This window comes from Pseudomonadota bacterium (assembly GCA_039033415.1).
Lineage (GTDB): Bacteria > Pseudomonadota > Gammaproteobacteria > Xanthomonadales > SZUA-38 > JANQOZ01.
Window position 1 is genome coordinate 167,870 of sequence record JBCCCR010000009.1, and the last position, 19,032, is coordinate 186,901.

20 protein-coding genes are annotated in these 19,032 nt (G+C 62.0%); 16 read left to right on the plus strand and 4 right to left on the minus strand.

Features of this window, described 5'->3' with window-relative positions; genetic code table 11:
• Positions 1 to 24 precede the first annotated feature (24 nt).
• A complete protein-coding gene (locus AAF358_09570) occupies positions 25 to 1,350 on the minus strand; it encodes an EAL domain-containing response regulator (GenBank protein ID MEM7705788.1) in 1,326 nt (441 codons plus the stop codon).
• Between the two features lie 37 nt (positions 1,351 to 1,387).
• Here AAF358_09570 and AAF358_09575 point away from each other — a divergent pair, with 37 nt between their 5' ends.
• Both AAF358_09575 and AAF358_09580 read left to right on the plus strand, forming a co-directional pair.
• Positions 1,388 to 2,629, plus strand: coding sequence for a hybrid sensor histidine kinase/response regulator (locus AAF358_09575; GenBank protein MEM7705789.1), 1,242 nt, complete (start codon positions 1,388 to 1,390; stop codon positions 2,627 to 2,629).
• A complete protein-coding gene (locus tag AAF358_09580; GenBank protein ID MEM7705790.1) occupies positions 2,626 to 3,363 on the plus strand; it encodes a response regulator transcription factor in 738 nt (245 codons plus the stop codon). The genes AAF358_09575 and AAF358_09580 overlap by 4 nt, the downstream gene beginning before the upstream one ends.
• Before the next feature lie 137 nt (positions 3,364 to 3,500).
• Here AAF358_09580 and AAF358_09585 read toward each other — a convergent pair whose 3' ends face one another.
• The 3 genes from AAF358_09585 to flgA are packed head-to-tail and all read right to left on the minus strand — an operon-like array spanning position 3,501 to position 5,031.
• Entirely contained in the window at positions 3,501 to 3,899 is a 399-nt protein-coding gene (locus tag AAF358_09585; GenBank protein ID MEM7705791.1) for a hypothetical protein, read from the minus strand.
• A complete protein-coding gene (flgM, locus tag AAF358_09590; protein ID MEM7705792.1) occupies positions 3,899 to 4,210 on the minus strand; it encodes a flagellar biosynthesis anti-sigma factor FlgM in 312 nt (103 codons plus the stop codon). The genes AAF358_09585 and flgM overlap by 1 nt, the downstream gene beginning before the upstream one ends.
• Before the next feature lie 11 nt (positions 4,211 to 4,221).
• Positions 4,222 to 5,031, minus strand: coding sequence for a flagellar basal body P-ring formation chaperone FlgA (flgA, locus tag AAF358_09595; GenBank protein MEM7705793.1), 810 nt, complete (start codon positions 5,029 to 5,031; stop codon positions 4,222 to 4,224).
• Positions 5,032 to 5,328: 297 nt separating this feature from the next.
• Between flgA and flgB the strand changes: the two genes are divergently transcribed.
• From flgB to fliD, 14 genes are all read left to right on the plus strand, one after another.
• The gene (gene flgB / locus AAF358_09600) at positions 5,329 to 5,718 is read left to right on the plus strand and encodes a flagellar basal body rod protein FlgB (GenBank protein ID MEM7705794.1); all 390 of its coding nucleotides are present in this window, start codon (positions 5,329 to 5,331) and stop codon (positions 5,716 to 5,718) included.
• A 7-nt stretch (positions 5,719 to 5,725) separates the two neighbouring features.
• Positions 5,726 to 6,133 carry a flagellar basal body rod protein FlgC gene (gene flgC, locus AAF358_09605; GenBank protein MEM7705795.1) on the plus strand — a complete coding sequence of 136 codons (408 nt, stop codon included), beginning with the start codon at positions 5,726 to 5,728 and terminating at the stop codon, positions 6,131 to 6,133.
• A 2-nt stretch (positions 6,134 to 6,135) separates the two neighbouring features.
• Entirely contained in the window at positions 6,136 to 6,807 is a 672-nt protein-coding gene (locus AAF358_09610; GenBank protein ID MEM7705796.1) for a flagellar hook assembly protein FlgD, read from the plus strand.
• Between the two features lie 19 nt (positions 6,808 to 6,826).
• Entirely contained in the window at positions 6,827 to 8,050 is a 1,224-nt protein-coding gene (gene flgE, locus AAF358_09615) for a flagellar hook protein FlgE (GenBank protein ID MEM7705797.1), read from the plus strand.
• Entirely contained in the window at positions 8,050 to 8,793 is a 744-nt protein-coding gene (locus tag AAF358_09620; protein ID MEM7705798.1) for a flagellar basal body rod protein FlgF, read from the plus strand. Before flgE ends, AAF358_09620 begins: the two co-directional genes overlap by 1 nt.
• A 20-nt stretch (positions 8,794 to 8,813) precedes the next feature.
• Positions 8,814 to 9,599, plus strand: a complete 786-nt coding sequence (flgG, locus tag AAF358_09625; protein MEM7705799.1) for a flagellar basal-body rod protein FlgG — start codon at positions 8,814 to 8,816, stop codon at positions 9,597 to 9,599.
• 2 nt (positions 9,600 to 9,601) lie between these two features.
• A complete protein-coding gene (locus AAF358_09630; protein ID MEM7705800.1) occupies positions 9,602 to 10,291 on the plus strand; it encodes a flagellar basal body L-ring protein FlgH in 690 nt (229 codons plus the stop codon).
• Positions 10,292 to 10,358: 67 nt separating this feature from the next.
• Positions 10,359 to 11,450 carry a flagellar basal body P-ring protein FlgI gene (locus tag AAF358_09635; protein ID MEM7705801.1) on the plus strand — a complete coding sequence of 364 codons (1,092 nt, stop codon included), beginning with the start codon at positions 10,359 to 10,361 and terminating at the stop codon, positions 11,448 to 11,450.
• A gap of 2 nt (positions 11,451 to 11,452) precedes the next feature.
• Positions 11,453 to 12,346 (plus strand): glucosaminidase domain-containing protein, encoded by an 894-nt coding sequence (locus tag AAF358_09640; protein MEM7705802.1) that lies wholly within the window; start codon positions 11,453 to 11,455, stop codon positions 12,344 to 12,346.
• Positions 12,336 to 14,210, plus strand: coding sequence for a flagellar hook-associated protein FlgK (gene flgK, locus AAF358_09645; protein MEM7705803.1), 1,875 nt, complete (start codon positions 12,336 to 12,338; stop codon positions 14,208 to 14,210). The genes AAF358_09640 and flgK overlap by 11 nt, the downstream gene beginning before the upstream one ends.
• Positions 14,207 to 15,400, plus strand: a complete 1,194-nt coding sequence (gene flgL / locus AAF358_09650) for a flagellar hook-associated protein FlgL (GenBank protein ID MEM7705804.1) — start codon at positions 14,207 to 14,209, stop codon at positions 15,398 to 15,400. The genes flgK and flgL overlap by 4 nt, the downstream gene beginning before the upstream one ends.
• 144 nt (positions 15,401 to 15,544) lie before the next feature.
• Complete coding sequence (locus AAF358_09655) at positions 15,545 to 17,050, plus strand: flagellin (protein ID MEM7705805.1); 1,506 nt, start codon at positions 15,545 to 15,547, stop codon at positions 17,048 to 17,050.
• A 72-nt stretch (positions 17,051 to 17,122) separates the two neighbouring features.
• Positions 17,123 to 17,515: a flagellar protein FlaG gene (locus AAF358_09660; GenBank protein ID MEM7705806.1), complete on the plus strand. Its 393-nt coding sequence runs from the start codon at positions 17,123 to 17,125 to the stop codon at positions 17,513 to 17,515.
• An 80-nt stretch (positions 17,516 to 17,595) separates the two neighbouring features.
• Complete coding sequence (gene fliD, locus AAF358_09665) at positions 17,596 to 19,026, plus strand: flagellar filament capping protein FliD (GenBank protein MEM7705807.1); 1,431 nt, start codon at positions 17,596 to 17,598, stop codon at positions 19,024 to 19,026.
• Positions 19,027 to 19,032 lie beyond the last annotated feature (6 nt).

Consider the following 19,032-nt stretch of genomic DNA (forward strand, 5'->3'; position numbering starts at 1 on the left):
GCACAGGAATTACGGGCAAAAAGTTCACATTTGATGCGGCTGAAACTGCTCCATCGCCGTCAGCTCCAGCGGGCCCGGCCGGGGGCCGGTACTCGCCAGGCGTCGCTGCGGCCACGCGACTAACGCAGCTGGTTCAAGTGGCTGGCTGAAAAAGAACCCCTGGACATCCTTAAAGCCCAACGATCGAACGAGGTGCCAGTCCTCCACCGTCTCGATGCCCTCCGCCACCGTATTGAGCCGGAACTGTCTCGCGAGCTCAACGCAGTGGCGCAAAATAGCGGTGAGCTCCCCACTTGCGGCGGCGCCGGCGACAAACTGGCGATCCACCTTGAGTTCCGTAAACGGCAGCGTTCGGAGGCGTTCCAGGCTCGAAAAACCGGTGCCGTAGTCGTCGACGGAGAGCCGAAACCCCTGCAGCCGGAGCCGGTTGAGGGTCTCGATGGCCGCCCGCGGCTCGCCGAAGCCCTGTGTCTCGGTGATCTCCAGCACCACGGTGTCCGGCGCCACGTCAAACTCACGTGCCAGCTCGACAAACCGATTGGTTAGGGCCAGCGACGTCAGCTGACCGCTGCCGACGTTGACCGCCGCGGAAACGGCGAAACCTGCCTGCGCAAGGGCCTGCTGTGCGGTCAAGACTTGCCTCAGCATCTCGAGCAGGAACGCGTCCGACAGCGGCGAGATCTCCACCTGCGGCATAAAGAGCGCTGGCGGAATGAGACCAAATTCGGGATGAATCCAGCGAGCGAGGGCCTCGATCCCGGTGATCTGCTGCGTATGGGCATCAACGATGGGATGAAATCTGGCCCGTAGCTCACCCTCGGTCAGCGCCCGCTCAAAATCGTTGAGGTCGAATTGAAAATTGCCGGTACGCGCCGGGGGGATAAACAGCGGCTCGTCCGACGGCTGTGCCATCGCCATCAGCTTGTGCAGAGAAAAAGGTTTGCGCAGCGTTCCGCTGACGTCCAGGCCGCTCAGTCGAGCCTGGGTCTCAGCCGTATCGAGGAGCCGCCCCTCGTTGCCGCTCATCAAAATGATGCGCCCGCTAAAGCCCATTTGGGCCAGATGCGACAGCACCATGAAACCGTCGCCGTCGGGCAGCACCAGGTCGCAGACCACCAGATCGAAGCTCACGGGATCCAGTCCGTCGAGCAGCGCGATGGCGTTGCCGCAGCGCCGCACGAGCCGAACTTCCGCGAAACCGCTGAATTCGAGGGCCTTGGCCACAATGTCGCCAAGCCGGGTGTCGTTTTCGACGACCAGGGCCTTCAGGTTTTCCTTTCCTCGACCGATAAAAGAATCTGTATCGCGCACCTCGGTGTGCTCCTGATCCAAGATGAGATCAGTTTGCACCAGCCTTCTTACCGTAGCTTGGCAAAGTGCATTCGAGATGAAACAAAGGGTAACGACCTTCGGACCTATGAATCAGACGGCCTCGATCGCCTCTTTCAGGCAGGACTGTACGCCGACTACCGGAGACGCCGCCGGCGACCATGCGGAGCCAGTGGCCGACATTCTGGTGGTCGATGACGTCATGGCCAACCTGTCGCTGCTGGTAGACATCCTTAAAGAGGAAGGCTACCGGGTTCGTCCGGTTGCCAGCGGCCGAGAGGCCTTGCGAGCCGCCGCGGCCCAGCCGCCGGATATGGTTCTCCTGGACATCGACATGCCCGAGATGGATGGTTTTGAGGTCTGCAAAGCCCTGAAAGCGGCCGCTGAGACTCAGCATGTGCCGGTGATTTTCCTGAGTGCATTCGCCAGACCCAGCGACAAGGTCGCAGCGTTCAGCGCCGGCGGGGTCGATTACGTTACCAAGCCGTTCCAGATCGAAGAGGTGGTTCAGCGGGTAGCGACCCACCTGCACCTGGAGTCGCTCAAGGCCTGCCTCGAGGATCAGAATCGAGAGCTTCACGCGCGAAATCGCGAACTCGAGCAAATCCGCAAGACTCAGGCCAACCTTGTTCATATGATCGTCCACGACCTCAGATCACCGCTGGCCGGTGTGCTGGGGTATCTCGAGCTCCTGCAGATCGGCGGTGCGGACAGCCTGTCCGAAGAGATCCTGGCGGATGTAGGGCGGGCCGTTGAGGCCTGCAACAGCGCCAATGACCTCGTGTCATGCCTGCTGGATATCGCGCGCCTCGAATCGGCTGCGATGCCCATGGACATCGCGCCGCTAGATCTCGGACGAAGCGCCGACGCGTCGCTCAACAGCCAGCACAGCATCAAGGGAAAACGCACCCTGAAACTGCATCAGGGTGATCGTCCGGTGATGGTCAATGCCGACGCCGGCCTGGTGCACCGGGTGCTGGTCAACCTGCTCCATAATGCGATCAAAGCGACCGGAGAGGACGACCGAATTGATCTGGATATCAGCCAGGACGGTGAATTCGCCCGGCTCCAGGTGATCGACACGGGGCGAGGTATACCCGCGGATCGCATCTCGGGGTTGTTTGAGAAATTTGCCCAGGCCGACCAGCGCCGGCGCCATCGCGACGATGGTTTCGGCATCGGCCTGGCGTTTTGCCGACTGGCTGTCGAGGCGCAGGGCGGGTCAATCGGCGTTGAAAGCGAACTCGGCGAAGGCAGCCGATTTTGGTTCACCCTGCCACTGATCGGTGGAGAACAATGAGCGCGGCCCAACTTCAGACCCAGCAAAAACTTCGAGTCTTAACCGCCGACGATGACCTGGCGATCCGCTCGGTGATCGAACGACATTTCACTGCGCGTGGCTTTCAGGTCACCACCGCCGAAGACGGTCTGGTAGCCCTCAACGCGCTCAAGCATGAAGAGTTTGACCTGGCGGTCCTCGATATCAACATGCCGGGCCTGGATGGACTGTCGCTGTGCCGGCACATCCGGGAAAAAGCCGACATGCCGGTGATACTGCTGACCGCCAACGGCGAGGAGACCGACCGGATTGTCGGTCTCGAGCTCGGGGCGGACGACTACATGTGCAAGCCCTTCAGCGTCCGGGAACTCGAGGCCCGCATCAAGTCGGTCATGCGACGCTGCGGCCAGTCCTCCACCGCCACCTCGACGCTGCCCGAGCCGGCCAACGACGAGGTGCGTCAGTTTGGCCATTGGTCGCTCAATCTCTCTCGCCGCGAGCTCTACGACAAAGACGACAATCCGGTTCCGCTAACGGGCGCCGAGTTTCGGTTGCTCGATGCGCTGACCAGCAAACCCAACCGCGTCCTGTCGCGTGATCAGCTCATGAACATGACGCGTGGTCACGACGCCATGCCCTTTGATCGCAGTATCGACGTTCAGATCGGACGGCTGCGGAAAAAGCTGGGCGACTCGGGCAAACAACCCTCGCTGATCAAGACGTTCCGCGGCGAAGGCTACGTGCTGACGGCCTGATCACGTCCGTCCGATGGCGGTCTTTCCCACCCGAAACCAAACCCGAACGGGTTGTATCAATTCGATATTGAGGAGACGTGGGCGATAGCCCCGGACGATCTTCGCGCGCGTGAGAAGCCCGCTAAAGCAAAGAAAATTCAGACTTTTCCGAGGTTCCGCGACGGAGGCGCTTGATTGAGCTGGCCGTCGCTGCCGTAATCCTCGGTACCACCTTCCTGACCATAGAGCACGCGAAGCGCTTCCTGGCGACTCTGCGCCATGGCCGTCATCGATGCACCGTTGATCATATTGCGACGCTTACACTCGGAGAGTGACTCGACAAACTCTTCCCAGTCCGGGGACCCCTCGTGCGCGTTTTTGAGCTCACCCTCGGCAAACTCGATGAGCGATTCCAGCATCACCCGCTTCTGATCGGAAACCGAAGCAAGCTGGCGAAGGTCATCGCCGGCCAGCGCGTCGGACTCCTGTTTCAAGATGCCCAGCAGGTTGTCTACGCTTCGCTGCAGATCTTCCAGACGGGGCACCGGCCGAGCCATCACGGCTGGCCCTTCACGCTGGACTCAGAACGGATCAGCCCTTCGGCGATGCTGCGGGAATCCACCTCGAACGTGCCGTTGGCAATGGCCTCGCGAAGCGCCGCTACCTTTTCGACGTCCACATCGGATTCGGACCGCGCAGATTCCGTTATTTGGCCGATCGCCCGGGCTTCGAGCGTCAAAGACACCTTGTCGCTCACCGTTTGTGAGGACTCAGCACCGCCAGCGGGACTTTTTTCCGCTGATGCCCGATCCGATCGGTCGGAGACCTCGGAAACACTGATATTGGTACCAACAGGGTTAGTAATCATCGTCATTTTCCTTAAAAGACCCTCTCAGGATCGGCAGCTGCAATAAAATCTTTAGGGTTAGTGTACGAATTAGCGGAGTCCGCGCCCAAGCGCGCTCCCGCTTCGCTCAAAGCGCCGTGGTCAGTCCTGACCACACCGTCAGCGGAGACTACACCCTGCACCCGGCGACGGCTGCTGAGGTTCTCCACGCTGATTTGATCACCCAGAGCGCCGGAAGTCAGCGCTTTACCAGCGACTCTCACGCTCAGGTTGCCCGCACGTGCCAGCAGCGTCACCCGATCCCCACGCTTGATGAGCTCCGGTGCACGAAGCATGTTTTGCGTCAGCACCACGCCCGGCGCCAAGGTTCGGCGCAGCTCCAGATCGACAGCCTGAGAGGGGTGCTGGAGAAATCGGCCATTCACCTGACTGATGTCCATCTTCTGCACCATCAGGTCATTTTCGCTCACCCGATCTCCCCGAGAGAGCGGTCCACGACTGACGAGCACCTCCATCCAGACCCTAACCCGGGCCCGGAGGTAAATGGTCCACGGCACCAGGCCGGCGCACCGTACGCCAACGCTCGTATTGCCGAAGCTGCGAGCACCGGGAGCCGTGAATACCTCCAGCGACTCGCTGCAGGCGGCCAGCCGAAGGCGCGGATCGGGCGCCTGAATTTCGACGCTTAGGTTGTCACCAAATTGGCGCCCGCCTTCGCGCTCCAGATAGATTTTGGCTTGCTGAGCAATCGCGGACAGCGAGTGATGTTGTTTTGCCCAGGCCTGGCCAGCCCCCAAACCGCTCGTCAAAATTGCCACGGCGAGGAGTCGGAAAATTGACAAAAGCTCTTCCCTGAGAGGTTTTGGCGTCGTTTTTTTGTCGGTTCGCATGTCAGGCTCCATCCCTGCGTATCGTCACGAGAGACAAGCAGCAATACTCGTGCCAAGAAACGGTCAAGAAGCGGCGATCGATCTTGACTCCTCTTTATACGGCCCCGGAAAGGATCGTTTCGAAGGCTGGTACAAGCCCACCATCGCGCGCCAATAAAAGACACACTGGCGCCGGAGAAAACCCTTTCTTATCGGTTGGCACGCCAATTGCTTTAGCCCTGGCAAGGAAACTTTTGCTGGACTTAAGCCATGCCTTTTTCGCTGGACTCATTGCTAGGCATCCATCCGCAGGCGCTGGAGTTTCGCGCCCGCCGCGCTGAGCTGCTGGCACAAAACCTGGCCAATGCGGAGACCCCGCACTACAAAGCGCGAGATCTGGACTTTGCCACCAGCCTGAAGCAGGCCCAGCCAGCGGGCGAGATGAAGCGAACCCACGAACGGCACTTCAGCGGGAACGACGACAGCCCCATGGCGGACGCTCTGTACCGCATCCCGCTGCATCCGTCCCTGGACGGGAACACGGTGACCGAAGAGTTCGAAAAGTCTGCGTTTTCAGAAAATGCCGTGCGGTATCAGGCCAGCCTGATGTTTCTGACCCGAAAATTTTCTGCGCTGAAAGGCGCCATGAACGATCAGTGAGCTTGGTATGAGTGACGGAACCCTCTTTTCTGTAGCGGCCTCAGCCCTGAACGCCCAGAGCGTCAGGCTGAACACCATCGCCTCCAATATGGCCAACGCCGACGTGGCCGCCAGCTCGGCCGAGGAGACCTTCCGAGCTCGGCTGCCGGTTTTCAAAGCCGAGTCGACCCAGGGTCAACTCGCCGGCGTGCAGGTGGCGGGCATCGTCGAGTCCGATGCGCCGGCCCGCATGCGCTACCAACCCGACCATCCGCAGGCCAATGACGAGGGCTACGTGTTTCTGCCCAACGTCAATCTGATCGAGCAGATGACCGACATGATTTCCGCGTCGCGCAGCTATCAGGCCAACCTGGAAGTCATTACCACCACCAAAGAACTGATGCTGCAGACCCTGCAGCTCGGACAGCGAGGCTGATTATGCTTACCGGCGTTAACGACCTAACCAACATCCTTGGACCCCAGCGCCCGCAGGGCAACGGCGGCAGCGACGGCGAGCTTGGGCAGGAAGAGTACTTTGCCCTGATGGTGGCGCAGTTGCGCAATCAGGACCCCACCTCGCCACAGGATGGCAGCGAATACTTCACCCAGATTGCGCAGTTCGGCACCGTCAACGGTATTACCGAGCTGCAGCAGTCGTTCGACTCTCTCGCCGCGACACTCAACAACAATCAGGCGCTTTCAGCATCGACGCTGATCGATCGCGACGTGTTGCTGCCGGGGGGTTTTGGCTACCTCACCGAGGGTGAGCCCTTCTCGGGCCAGGTGGACCTACCCCAGGGCTCAAGCGCCTTGCGTATCGAAATCACCGATGAGGCTGGCCGCCAAATTCGCGTGCTGAACCTGGGTCAGCAAAGCGCCGGCGGCAACGAATTCACCTGGGATGGGCTGGACGAAAGCGGCAATCCCGCGCCCTCGGGGCGCTACAACGTCACCGCCGAAGCCACCTACGGCAACGAGAGTGTCGCCGTTGAGGTGCTGGTCGCCGGCCGCGTAGAAAGCGTGGCTTTTGGGGGCTTTGCAGGACAAACCGTACTGACCGTGTCGGGGCTTGGGCCAGTGGGCTTGAGCGACGTCCGCGGCATTCAATAACTTAAGCAGGAGATCAAACGTGGCTTTTAACATTGCACTCAGCGGCCTGAATGCCGCCATGGCGGACCTGGACATCACCGGAAACAACATCGCCAATGCCTCAACCAACGGCTTCAAGTCCTCGCGCGGCGAATTTGTTGATCTGCTGGCCTCAGCGGGTTTTGTGATCTCCAGCCTGGACCCGGGTGACGGCGTGCAGCTGGCGGCAGTTCGCCAGCAGTTCAGCCAGGGCAACATCAGCTTTACCGGCAACGCGCTCGACCTGGCGATCAGCGGCGGCGGCTTTTTCTCGGTGCGTGATCCCAACGGCACGGCCGCCTATACCCGGAACGGCACCTTCTCGGTGGATCGTGACGGATTTGTGGTGGCGCCTTCAGGAGCCAGACTGCAGGCCTTCGGCGTCACCGACGCCGCGATTCCAACCTTCAACAGCGCAACCACCAACGACCTGCAGCTGCTGACGACGCAAGGTGCTCCGGGGGCAACGTCGGAAGTCGACCTCGCCCTGAACCTGGATACCATCGACCCGATCCTCGGCCCCGGTGCGATCGACCCGGCTGACGCCGACACGTTCGACTATTCGACCACAATCACCGTCTTCGACTCGCTCGGTGAATCGCATTCGGCCACCGTTTACTTCCGCCAGACGGCGGCATTGACCTGGGATACGCGCCTGGTCATCGACGGCGACAGTGCGCAGACCACGGCGCTGCAAACGCTGAACTTCGACAGCCAGGGGAACCTGACAACGCCCCAGCCGCTGACCTACGGGGCCTTTACGCCCATCAACGGCGCCGACCCGATCAACTTCAATCTGGACCTGACTGACACCACCAACCTGTCAGGCCAGTCGACGGTGACATCCATCGCCCAGAATGGATTTGCCGCCGGCCGGCTGAGCAATATCGACATCGACGAAACCGGCATCGTGTTTGCCCGATTCAGCAACGGCCAGTCCGAACCGCTCGGGCGAATCGCGCTGGCTCGATTCCAGAATCCGCAGGGACTGCGGGCCATCGGCGACACCTCCTGGGTGGAGTCTTTTGCTTCCGGCCCGGCAATCCTGGGCGATCCAGGTGGCGCCGGTCTCGGCCTGATCCAGGGCGGTAGCGTGGAGCAATCCAACGTGAACATATCGGAGGAACTGGTCAATCTGATCAGCGCTCAACGCAACTTCCAGGCCAACGCGCAGGTCATCAGCACGGCTGACGATCTCAACCAGACCCTGCTGAATATCAGGTAATGGATCGTTCGGTCTACATCGCCATGGGTGGCGCGCGGGACGCGATGCGCCTCCACGCCACCCAGGCTCACAACCTGGCCAACAGCCAGACGGTGGGCTTTAAGGCTGATCTGACCCGTGCCGAAAGCCTCCCTCTGAGCGGACCGGGCTTTCAGGATCGGGTGCATGCCGCCCAGACCGGTGAAAAGATGCCGGACCTAAGCCCGGGACTGATCAATCAGACAGGCCGAGACCTGGATATCGCTATCCAGGGTGGAGGCTTTCTGATGGTTCAGGGCGCTGACGGCGGCGAGGTTTACAGCCGCGCCGGCAATCTGCGGGTGGACACCAACGGACTGCTGCTCGACCACGCCGGCCGACCCGTGCTGGGCAACAGCGGCCCGGTCTCTTTGCCACCTTATGAAAAGCTGGAAATCGGCACGGACGGCAGCATCAGCATCCGGGGCGAAGGTGAAGCCGAAGGTCCGCTGAATATCGTCGACCGCCTCCGCCTGACCCGGCCTGATGCACAGGATCTGGTGAAGGATGCGGACGGAACCATACGGCATCGGGACGGCCTGGCGTCAGTCCCGGACGCCTCGGTGGTGGTGGCGTCGGGGGCGCTGGAGGCCAGCAACGTTGAGCCGGTCGGCGTGCTCGTCCAGATGATCGAACTGCAGCGCCAGTTCGAGATGCACATCAAGTTTATCGAAAACAGCGAAGAGAACGATCGCGCGGCCAGCCGCCTGCTGCGGATGCGCTGAGCGCTCTCGGGAGATTTATCATGAACCACGCACTTTGGATCGCCAAAACCGGCCTCGAGGCCCAGCAAACGCGCCTGGCGGTGCAGTCCAACAATCTCGCCAACGCCAACACCACGGGCTTCAAGCGGGCCCGGGCGGTGTTCGAGGACCTGGTCTACCAGAACATCCGGCAAGTTGGGGCCCAGTCGTCGGAGAGCACCCTGCTGCCTTCCGGCCTCTCACTGGGAACCGGCGTACGCACCGTGGCGACCGAGAAACTCTTCAGCCAGGGCAACCTCGTACAAACCGGCAACGCGCTGGATGTCGCCATTCAGGGCCGAGGATTCCTGCAGATCCTACTGCCCGACGGCGCGCAGGCCTACACGCGCGACGGCTCGCTCCAGATCGACGCGGAGGGCGCGCTGGTCACCTCGAGCGGCTATCCGGTGCAACCGGCCATCACCGTGCCCCAGGGGGCAGAGACAGTGACGATTGCCCCAGACGGTACCGTGACCGTCAAAATTGCCGGCCAGGATCAGGCGACTCAGGTCGGCACCCTCCAGATGGCGGATTTCGTCAATCCCACCGGCCTTCAGGCGGTGGGCCAGAACCTGTTTCGCGAGTCGGCCGCCAGCGGCACGCCGCAGACCGGCAACCCGTCCCAGAACGGCCTCGGCGCCCTGCTCCAAGGTTCGCTTGAAACCTCCAACGTCAATTCCGTGGAAGAACTGATCGGCCTGATCGAAACACAGCGGGCCTACGAGATGAACTCCCGAGCGATCGCCACGGCGGACCAGATGCTCGAATACGTGAATAACAACCTATGAAACTGACGCGCCTTCAAACGATCCTCTCAGCCGCGGTCAGCCGCTCCGGAATAGGTCTCGCCGCTGGCGTGGGCCTGCTCCTGGGCGGCTGCGCCGTTGCGCCCCAGCCGGCACCGATGGTGCCGCCGGCCCTGCCCGTCATGCCGATGAGTGCGGCAACCACCAGCGATGGCGCCATCTACAGCGCCACGCCGCGGCTCGTGCTGTTCGAGGACGTCCGGGCGCGCAGCGTCGGCGATGTGCTGACGGTTGTGCTCAGTGAACGCACCAACGCCAGCAAAAGCGCCTCCACGGCCACCGATAAAGAAACGGGCTTTGAACTGTCGCCCGGTCCGCTGTTCGGCACGGACGTCTCCGGCAGCACGCTTGACAGCAGCCAGGACTTCGCCGGCAACGGCTCCAGCAGCCAAAACAACAGCCTGACCGGATCCCTCACGGTGACCGTTGTCGGCGTGCTGGATAACGGGCTACTGGCGATCCAGGGCGAAAAGTGGCTCACGCTGAACCAGGGTAAAGAGTATCTGCGGATCGCCGGTCACGTCCGGGGGGCCGATATCCGAACCGACAACAGCGTGCTGTCGACCCAGATCGCCAACGCGCAGATCACCTATTCAGGCGCCGGCGCGCTCCACGACGCCAATCGCCAGGGCTGGCTGACGCGAATGTTTGCCAGCGTCCTGTCACCGCTTTAAGGAGGAGAGTTCCGTGAGTGTTACCAAATCCGGAACGGGCAGCGTCGGCTGCAGCCTGGCCCAACGACTGCTGCTCGGCCTGGCGCTGGCGCTGAGCGTATGCGCCACCCACGCCGAACAGCGAGTAAAGGACCTGGCCAGCGTAGCGGGGTTCCGCGAGAACCAGCTGATCGGCTACGGCCTGGTAGTAGGCCTGGACGGCACAGGGGACCAGACCGTGCAGTCACCCTTCACCGTGCAGAGCCTGATCAACATGTTGAATCAGCTCGGCGTGGTGATCCCGCCGGGCACCCCACTGCAGCTGAAAAACCTCGCCGCCGTGGCCGTACACGCATCGCTGCCCCCGTTTGCCAAACCGGGGCAGCAGATCGACGTGACCGTTTCCTCGATCGCAAACGCCACCAGCCTTCGCGGTGGCTCGCTCCTGATGACGCCGCTTAAGGGACTCGACGGCAAGGTGTATGCCGTTGCCCAGGGCAGCCTGATCGTCGGCGGCTTCGGCGCCGAGGGCAGCGATGGCTCGTCGATCACTTTCAACGTCCCGAGCGCCGGCCGCATTCCGAGCGGCGCGATGGTCGAACGCGCGGTAGCGAACTCCCGGACACCTGGGTCTCCCCTCAAGCTGAACCTGCATTCGCCGGACTTCACCACGGCTGATCGTTTGGTCAGCGTCATCAACCGACGCTTTCCCGCCATGCCCGCAAGCGCGGCCGATCCGGGGACCGTGATCGTCCAGGCGCCTCAGGATTCCACTGACTACATGCGCTTTGCCGCTGAGCTTGAGAACCTGACGCTCGAGCCCGGTGAACCGGCAGCACGGGTGGTGGTGAACGCCCGCACGGGTACGGTCGTGGTCGGAAGCCACGTCCGTGTGCTCCCGGCAGCCATCACCCACGGAGGCCTCACGGTCACCATCGCCGAATCACCGCAGGTGGTTCAGCCCAATCCCTTTGGCCGAGGCCAGACGGCGGTGCAGCCGCAGTCCGAGGTCACCATCACCGAAACCGAAAGCCGGATGTTCCTGATCGAACCGGGTGCGGCGCTGAGCGATATCGTCGAAGCCATCAACCAGGTTGGCGCAGCTCCGGGTGACGTGGTTGCCATTTTGGAGGCCCTGCGGCAGGCCGGCGCGCTGCGAGCCGAATTCACTGTGATCTAACTATGCAGACGCCCGTGGACAACAAGGCCGGGATGCCGCTGCTCCAGGCGCTCAAGGACCCCGGCTCACAGGGGGTCCCTGGCCAGGCCAATGCTCCCGGCAGCACCGACGACGCAAAGCTGAACGAAGCCGCTACCGCGTTTGAAGGCGCTTTCCTCAAGATTCTGCTGAAGTCGATGCGTCAAACCATCCCTGAAGGCGGACTGTTCGATCGCCAGCAGATGGCAGCGTTCGAGGAGATGCGCGACGGTGCTCTCGCCGACTCGCTGGCCGGCCGCGGCGCCACGGGTATTGCACAAATGGTGGTGGCGCAGCTCGGCGGCAAGCCGCAGCAGCCACAGCCAGCAATCACCCTGACCCAGGGAGTTCGGCCGGCGCAGTCTGTCAACGTCAGCCAGACACCGGAAACTTCGGGAAGCAGCGCAGGGGAACGCCAGCGCTTTGTCGACCAGCTGATGCCAGTGGCCCGGAGAGCGGCCTCAGCCCTCGGCATCGACGCGGCGGTGATCGTCGCGCAGGCCGCACTGGAAACGGGCTGGGGAAAGCACGTTCCCACGCGTGCCGGCGGAGGCACCAGCCACAATTTGTTTGGCGTGAAGGCCAGCGCCGGCTGGCAGGGTCCAACGTCCAGCCAGACCACCACCGAGTTCCTCGGCGGCAAGCTGCGCGAGGTGGTGGCCAGCTTTCGTGCTTACGCCAGTCCTGCGGAAAGCGTCTCAGACTACGTCAATCTGATCCGGTCCTCGGGACGCTACGCCGCCGCGGCCGGCGCCAGCAGCCCCGATGCCTATCTGAAGGCGCTGGAGGACGGTGGCTACGCCACCGACCCGAACTATGCTCGCAAGATCAAAGCCATTCTCGGCGGGCAGGAACTGAGATCAGCTCATGACAATTGAATCCATCGGTCTATCGGCGCTGGCCGCGTTTCAGCGAGCCCTCTCGGTCACGGCCCACAACATCACGAATGCCAACACGCCGGGCTACAGTCGGCAATCCGTGCTGTTCAGCAATCTCCCAGGCAACCTGAGCCCGGTTGGCCCCCTCGGTGGGGGCGTTGAGCTCGCGGCCGTGCGGCGCAGCTTCGACTCGCTGCTCTATAACCAGCTGCGGCAGGCGACCAGCAATTTCACCCAGACTGAGGTGCGCGCTGAGTTGACGACCCTCGTGGACGGTTTCCTGGGCGCCGACGGTTTCGACCTGTCGGCGCCGATCAACGGCTTCTCGTCCGCCTGGCAGGATCTCTCCGTGGACCCGACCTCGGTGGCGGCCCGAACGGCGGTGCTCAGTTCCGCGGGTTCCATCGCCGATCGCTTCAACGTGCTTGATCAACGGCTGAACGACGTCCGCGATGACCTGGGGAACCGGGTGACCGCCTACGCCCGCGAAATCAACAGCCTGTCCAGCCAGATTGCCGACCTCAACCGTCGTATCAACGACCAGCAGCTGGCGGGTGACGGCCCGAACGATCTGCTGGACCTGCGCAACCAGGCCATCCTGCAGCTATCGGAGTTCCTCGACGTGCAGGTGGTCCAGGACGGCGCGTCGCTCAACGTGTCGCTGACCAACGGTTCAGCGGTAGTCACCGGCGTGGAGGTCAACGAGGTCACCGTCGGCCGCTCCAGCTTCGATCCACGACAGATCGAGCTGACGCTGGGGCGTGGCTCAGCTAATCAGCGTCTCACCGCGCAAAACGCCGGCGGTCGGGTCGCGGGCGCCCTGTCCTTCTTGGACGATGTGCTTGATCCTGCGCAAAACGAGCTCGGAAGAGTCGCTATCGCGCTGGCATTTGGCGTCAACGAGCAGCATCAGCGCGGGCTTGATCTCGACGGAAACCTGGGACTGGACCTATTTAACCAGGCTGTGCCGCAGCTGCTGCCAGCCAATAGCAATAGCAATCTGCTCACCGACACCACCAGCGTCTCGTTCGACGATATCACCCAGCTGACCTCCGATGAGTATCAGCTGGATTTTGATGGGGCCACCTGGACACTGACCAATCTGCGCACCGGCAGCCCGGTACCGCTGACGCCCGACGGCGCCGATTTTCTTGCCGACGGCCTGCGGATCAGCGTCGATCCCGGCGCGGCTGCGGGAGACAGCTATCTGATCAGGCCAACCCGACAAGGCGCCAGCGATCTCGCTCTGGGCATCACCGATCCCCGACAACTGGCCGCCGCTGCGGCACTCAACACCAACGCCGATAGTCAAAACCTCGGAAACGGGCAGATCAGCGCGGCCCAGATTCTGGATCCGGCCAACCCGGCACTGCTCAACGATGTCGACATCGTCTTTACCAGTCCGACAACCTATTCGATCAACGGCAGTCCGGATATCGCCTACGTGCCCGGTAGCGACATCGATGTCAACGGGTGGCGGCTCAGCATCAGCGGCAGCCCTGACGCGGGCGACTCATTTACCGTCCGCAACAACATAGGCGGGGTCGGAGACGGCGCCAACGCCAGCTTGCTCGGCGCGGTCGAACGCCTGAATACGCTCGAAAATCAGACGCTATCCGTGCTCGACGCGTATCAACAGCTCGTCTCTTCGGTCGGCGTACAGGCCAATTCCCTCAATGCCGCCACCGTGGTCCAGGGCAAACTGCTCGACGACGCCCAAACCCGGCAAAACAACGCCAGCGGCGTGAATCTCGACGAAGAGGCGATCAACCTGCAGCGATTCCAGCAGGCCTACACCGCCGCGGCGGAGGTTTTCACCGTCGCCAACGAAATCTTTGACACGCTGATCAGGTCGGTGAGATGAACCGGATTTCAACCTCCCAGCTTTTTACCAATACGCTGAGCAGCATCAGCGGCGGTCAGGCTCGCCTGGCGGAGCTCCAGCGAGCCATCGCCAGCGGGAAACAGGTGAATACGGCCGCCGACGATCCGGTCGGCGCAGGACGGATTCTGGAGCTGCGCGCCTTAACCGAACGCATCACGCAGTATTCTCGCAACTCCGACGCCGCCGAAGCGCGCCTGAGCACCACAGAAAACGCCCTGGTCTCAGCATCGGACTCCCTGAACCGGGTCCGTGAGCTGGCGCTGGCGTCGGTGAATGGCATTAATACGCCCAGCACGCTGGAGGCCTACGGACAGGAGGTGTTGAGTCAGCTCGAGTCGCTGATCGCTTTGGCGAACCAGGCTGACGCCAACGGGGAATACCTGTTTTCCGGCACCGCGTCCAACACGCTTCCCTTCACGCTTTCCGGGACGCTGACCTACAACTACTTTGGTAACAGTCAGTCGCGAAGTGTATCCATCTCAGACAATCAAACCGTTGCCATGGGCCTGCCCGGCGACGCAGTGTTTATCGACATCCCCACCGGCAACGGCCGATTTCAGGTGGTAGACGCCGCGGGCAACACCGGCACCGCGGTGGCCGGCGACAGCAGCATCTCCGACCCATCGTTATGGGTCCCGGATGACTACACCCTGACCTTCACCGATCCAACCAACTGGGAGGTGAGAGACAGCGGTGGTGTGCTGGTGCAAACCGGCACCTATTCGGAGCCTGGAACGATCAGCTTTCGCGGGGCGGATCTCTCGTTTATCGGCACACCCGCCGCCGGGGACCAGTTTCTGGTTGAGACCAATACCACCCAGGATATCTTTACAACGCTGGACGAGCTGGGCGCTGCGCTGAACGGCGAAACGCCGCTCACCGAAACCGCGTTGGCCAACCTCCTCAACCGTTCGCTCAACAACATCGACAACGCCTTGGGGGTTAATCAAGATTCACGCGCAACACTGGGCGTCAGGCTGTCGAGTATCGACTCCTATCGCGACCTGAATGCGCGTGACGTGATTCAGGCGCAGACCCTGAGGTCTTCGATCGAAGACCTGGACTATGCCGCGGCGATCAGCGAGTTCGAGTACGAAAGCACCATCTTGGAAGCGGCCCAACAAACCTTTCTGTCGCTACAGAACCTTTCCCTGTTTCGCCTTCTGTAACAGCTGCCCTGCAATTTTTTTCGCTTTGTCAAGCTAGACGTTAAAGCTTTTTTCTCCGGCGCCGTTAACCACCCTGACCGCGAGCTTCGAGGTCGTTAGGTTAAACGCCCTTGTGGGCTCAAATTTGTAATTCGGAGAAATACGATGCCCCAGATTATCAACACCAACGTTGCGTCCCTGAACGCACAGCGGAACCTGAACGCATCCCAGGATGTGTTGAACCGTTCACTGCAGCGCCTGTCTACGGGCCTGCGAATCAACAGCGCCCGAGACGACGCCGCCGGCCTCGCTATCTCCGAGCGCTTCACCAGCCAGATCCGCGGCCTGACGCAGGCTATCCGGAACGCCAACGACGGTATTTCGCTGGCCCAGACCGCTGAAGGCGCGCTGGGACAGACCACGGAAAACCTTCAGCGGATTCGTGAGCTGGCGCTCCAGTCGAGCAACGCCACCAATTCGTCGGAAGACCGCGCAGCGCTGCAGCAGGAAGTGAACGCACTGCAGTCGGAAATCAATCGGGTTGCCGAGACGACTCGATTCAACGGCCAGACTATCCTGGACGGCAACTTCAACCAGCAGTTCTTCCAGGTTGGCGCCAACGTCAACGAAGTGATCGGTGTGACTATCCGGGGCACCAGCGCCACGGACCTGTCCAACAACGCGCTGACCGCCGTGAGTTCAACGAGCGCCAGCCAGGGTACAGGTGCGGTAACGGCCGCCGCCGCAGCGCTGCCGGCAAACAACACGATCGCCGCGCAGACGCTGACCTTTAACACCAGCTCCGGTGCGCAGACGTTGGCGGTCACCGCCGGTGCCACGGCCTCTGAGATCGCTGCTGCGGTCAACAGCAACACCGGGCCCACAGGCGTCTCCGCGACCGCCACGAACTCGGCGACCCTGAGCGGCCTGACGCTTGCCGGGGTTGTGACGTTCCAGCTGGGTTCCAGCGGTGACGCCACGACCACCGTGTCGGCCAACATCACGTCCGCCGCGGATCTGACGAACCTGGCTGACGCCATTAACGACGCCAGTGGATCCACCGGTGTCTCGGCCGAGCTCACCAACAACAACGCGTCGATCGTGCTGACGGACGCCAACGGTGATGACATCGAAATCACCGATTTCACCTCGTCTACCGCGCTGACGGAACTCACGGTCACGGGCGCCGGCAACGCAACCGGTACCGATCTTGTTACCGGCGCAGCCGACAGCACCCGCGTCAGCGGCACGGTCACCTTCAACTCCGCTGAGAACTACTCGGTGCAGTCGAGTGTGGCGGAAACCGCGGGCAGCATCCTGAACGTGGCGGCCAACACAGCTGTCGCCTCAACCGCTTCAACGGTGGCTAACGTTGACATCGGCACGGTTCAGGGTGCGCAGGACGCGCTGGCGATTGTCGACTCTGCGCTGCAGACGATCTCCTCTGAGCGGGCCAGCCTCGGTGCGGTTCAAAACCGCTTTGAGTCTGCAATTGCCAACCTGGCCAGCACGGTGGAAAACGCCTCCGCCGCCAGAAGCCGGATTCGGGACGCAGACTTCGCGACCGAAACCGCAGAACTGACGAAAGGTCAGATTCTGCAGCAGGCCGGTCTGTCGATCCTGAGTCAGGCCAACGCCAACCCACAGAGTGTGCTGGCGCTGCTGCAGTAAGTTTTATAAGCGGCAAGGTGGCCCGGCCTGAGCGCCGGGCCATCCTTTAGATGGCGATAAATGGAAACTGCCATGCAAGTATCCAACGATGACATGACCAAGCTCGTTTCCCGGAACCCGGCCCAGGGCGCCAGCGGCACATCGCCGCCAGGCCCGGCGGCCCCGAAGACCGAACCGAGTGCCCAAAGCGAGCCCCGACAAACAGCGCCACCGCCGCCAGCGGAGACGCTGTTTTCTGCCGTTGAGAACATTAACCAGGTCCTGAAAGCCCAGGAACGGAGCGTGCGTCTCAAGGCGAGCGAGTTTGCCGAAACCGCCGTGATCGAGGTGATCGACAAAGAAACCGATACGGTGATTCGACAGATTCCGGCTGAGTCGACCATGAAGCTGGCCGAATACTGGTCGCAAAATGGTCTGCTCGCTGACGGCTCACTCATCAGCCTGTCGGTCGACGAAACGGCATGACCTTTGCAGCATTCTCTGACAACCACCGCGGGCGACAGTTTGCCGGCGGTCAAGCGCACCATTGAGTCAGGGAGCTAAGCATGTCCATTTCATCTCTAGGCGTCGGATCAGGAATCGATCTGCAGGGTCTGCTGGACCAGCTGGTAGCCGCTGAACGTGGCCCCACGCAGCAGCGTCTGGCGATCCGGGAGGCCGGTCTTCAGGCCGAGTTCTCCGCCTTCGGCAACCTGACGTCAGCCGTTCAGTCACTGCGTGACGCGGCGGAAAAACTCACGGAGCTGACGCCGGGTAAATCGGCGGTCGTTTCGGGCGCCATCGAAGCCCTGACCGCGAGCGCCGACGAAACCGCAGCGCTCGGGAGTTACACAGTTCAGGTGGATCAGCTGGCGACCCAGCAAAGTCTCGCTACCACCGCCTTTGCCTCCAGCGACACGCTGGTGGGTTCGGGCTCGATCACCATCGCCCTTGGCACCACCGACTACGATTCGGTTGGCGACGTTTACAACGGCTTTACCGCCGACGCCGGGCGCACCCCGGTCACTATTGAAATCGGACCCGGCGACCAGAGCCTGTCCGCCGTTCGAGACACCATCAACGAAGCCAACGCCGGGGTTACCGCGTCGATTGTGACGGACGTCAACGGCCCGCGCCTGGTCCTGAGCTCCAACAGCAGCGGCGCTGAGAGCACGCTGGAAATCACCGTTGCGGACAACGACGGTAACAACACCGACACGTCGGGACTCTCGGCGCTCGCCTTTAACGCCGCGGCCACGAACCTCGAGCAGACGGTCGCCGGGCAGGACGCCGCCTTCTCGGTTAACGGCCTGTCCCTGAGCGCCGCCAGCAACACCGGCATTACCGCCGTGGAGGGCCTGACGCTCAACCTCGAGACCGTCAGCACATCTGCCGCCGTGATCAAGGTGGCCAATCGGGAGTCGGACATCACGTCGGCCTTAAATGATTTTGCCGAAGCCTACAACGGTCTGGTGAGCCTCAACGGCCAGCTCGCCTCCTTCGATCCCGAAAGCGGCCAGTCGGGCACGCTCTTTGGCGACACCACGCTGCGGGGCTTGATCAACAGCCTGCGCACGGGCCTGAGCGTATCGGGCAGCTTCAGCGGCCTCGGCGCTGACTCACTGCTCGAGATGGGCCTGACCACCGCCGAGGACGGGACCCTGAGCGTCGACAACGACGCGCTACAGGCTTTTATCGGCGATGACTTTAACGCGGCGCTGAGCCGCCTGACCGACGTGAGTGACGCCTATCTCAAGCGCACTGACCCCTATATCAACGGTGACGGGCTCATCAACGTTCGCACCGACGGCATCCAGACGCGGCTGGACGATATCGCCGACGAGCGGGTTGCGCTCGACCGGCGGATCGAAGCCATTGAACAACGTTTGACGCGTCAGTTCGCCAACCTGGACACGCTGCTGTCGAACCTGAGAACGACTAGCCAGTTCGTGACCAACCAGCTCAGCAACCTCAACATCAACCAGTCGGACTCTTAAGGTAAC